We start from the raw sequence: 1,950 nt of genomic DNA on the forward strand, positions 1-1,950 counted from the left end.
GGGCGATGGCGGCCAGCTCGTCGTCGCTGCGGCCGGGCTGGTCCACCGCGGTGCGTAGCCCGCCCGCGCCGACGGCGGCCGGGTCCGGGTCGAGCGGGATGCGGCGGCCGGTGCGCGCGGCGTCGGCCCGCGGGCTGTTGGGCTCGGCGCGCTGCGGATGCCAGCCCAGCGCCGCGCTCTGCCCGGCGGCCCGATCCAGGTTGGCCGCGATCCGCAGCGAGTGCAGGGTGTGGCCGAGGGTCAGGGTGACCGGTTCGCCGTGCCCGTCCAGCGTGACCAGCCGCAGCCGGTCCTCGTCGTCAACGAGGTGCAGCCCGGCCCGGCCGGCCACCTCCAGCAGCAGGTCGAGGTCGCTGTGCCGGTGCTGCAGTACCCGCTCCAGGCGCGGGCCGTCCTCCTCGGCGTCGACGTCGAGGCCCACCTCGGCGCAGAGGTCCCGGGCCAGGTCGGCGGCGGTCACCGACTCGAACACCCGCAACTGCTGCCGCTTGCGCAGCCGGTGCAGCGGCTGGTAGCCCCGCAGCCGGACCAGGGCGGCGCCGTCGGCGGCGTACTCGACCTCGACGCTGGTCACCTCCCCGGAGACCAGGCCGGCGTCGTCCAGCCGGACGTCGATCCTCGCGCCGGTCGGCACCGCCGGGCCGGGACCGAGGTCCAGTGCGGCGGGGCCGGGGCCGGCGGCGTAGCCGATCTCGCACTGGGTCGGCTGGTCCAGCCGCCCGGCGATCCGCACCGACCGGAGCCGGCGCGCGTCCAGCGGTACCCCGTCGAGCAGCACCGTCGGCCAGGCGGTCACGGGGCACCTCCCGGCGGGGGCGGGGTGGTCGCGGTGGCGGTCAGCGGGGGCACCGCGAGGGCGGTGCCGGCCGGCACGGTCAGCGGATCGGTGATCCGGTTGTGCTCGGCGAGCAGCCGCCACCGCAGCGGCGAGCCGAGCGCGTCGTGGGCGAGCAGGTCGAAGCGGACCCCGGAGTACCCGGGCACGGCGGAGCCGTCCCCGGCGGCCACCACCGCCGAACCGGGTGCGGCCACCGGGGTGGTGGCGGCGGCCAGCTCCTCGTCGAAGCCCTCCTGGGCCTCGTCGGCGGACTCCGCCACCCGCACCAGCTTCAGCCGCAGCCAGGACCGGCGGGGCGAGCCGGTGAGGGTGAACGCGTCGAACCGTTCGGCGATCGCGACGATCACGCCGGGGACGTTCCAGGTCTTGCCCCAGACCAGCCGGACCAGCGGCGGTCGCAGCCAGCCGTGCGCGGTGGCGGAGTTCTCCGCCAGCATCCACAGCGGACGGGTCAGGGCGCGCACGTCCTCCGGGCGGGTCGGCGCGTCCACCAGGTCGGTGTCGAAGAGCAGGTCGAGCACCAGCTCGGTGCGGCCGCCGCCGGTGAAGACCAGCGGGTCGTCGGCGAGCCCGGCGCCGGTGAGCTGCCCGTCGCCGACGCCGCGCGGGCGTACCCCGGCCAGCCGGGTCACCTGCACGGTCTCCGGGTTGAGCAGGCAGTCCACCCGGACGCCGGAGGAGTCCACCAGGAAGGCCACCCGTTCCATCAGACCCCCCGCTGCTCGTGGTCGAGGCGGCGCAGCCGCTCGCCGTCAGCGTCGCCGGTGGCCGGCCGCCACGCCGGGTCGTCGGGCAGCGCCGGCCACGGATCCACGGCCCACCGCCCCACCGGCCCCGTCGTGGTCGCTCCCGTCGGGGGTACGCCCCCGGCGCCGCCGCCCGCCGGTCCGTCCGGCAGGACCGGCCACGGGTCGGGTGCCGGGGTGGGCGCGACGGCGTCGGGCCACCCGTCGCCGGGCTGCGCCGGCGGCCACCGGTCGGCGGACCAGGACGCGCTGTCGAAGCCGGTGCGCGCCGCTGCGGCGACGCCGGGGTGCTCGGCCGTCCGGGCGAGGTCACCCGGGTACGCCCCGCGCGCCCGGCCCGCCCCGGGGCCGGCCGGCGGTCCGGGG

2 protein-coding genes and 1 pseudogene are annotated in these 1,950 nt (G+C 78.4%); all 3 read right to left on the reverse strand.

The window, feature by feature from the left end; translation table 11 throughout:
• Window positions 1-796 (reverse strand): contractile injection system protein, VgrG/Pvc8 family (locus KBX37_RS33685; RefSeq protein ID WP_307849320.1); only part of this gene is annotated, 796 nt, incomplete at its 3' end.
• Entirely contained in the window at window positions 793-1,545 is a 753-nt protein-coding gene (locus KBX37_RS33690) for a hypothetical protein (RefSeq protein ID WP_210779861.1), read from the reverse strand. The genes KBX37_RS33685 and KBX37_RS33690, both read right to left, overlap by 4 nt.
• Window positions 1,545-1,950: pseudogene (locus KBX37_RS33695) on the reverse strand (hypothetical protein); the annotation flags it as partial. The gene KBX37_RS33690 and the pseudogene KBX37_RS33695, both read right to left, overlap by 1 nt.

The sequence above is a fragment of the Micromonospora sp. U56 genome (assembly GCF_018070095.1).
GTDB classification, from domain to species: domain Bacteria; phylum Actinomycetota; class Actinomycetes; order Mycobacteriales; family Micromonosporaceae; genus Micromonospora; species Micromonospora purpureochromogenes.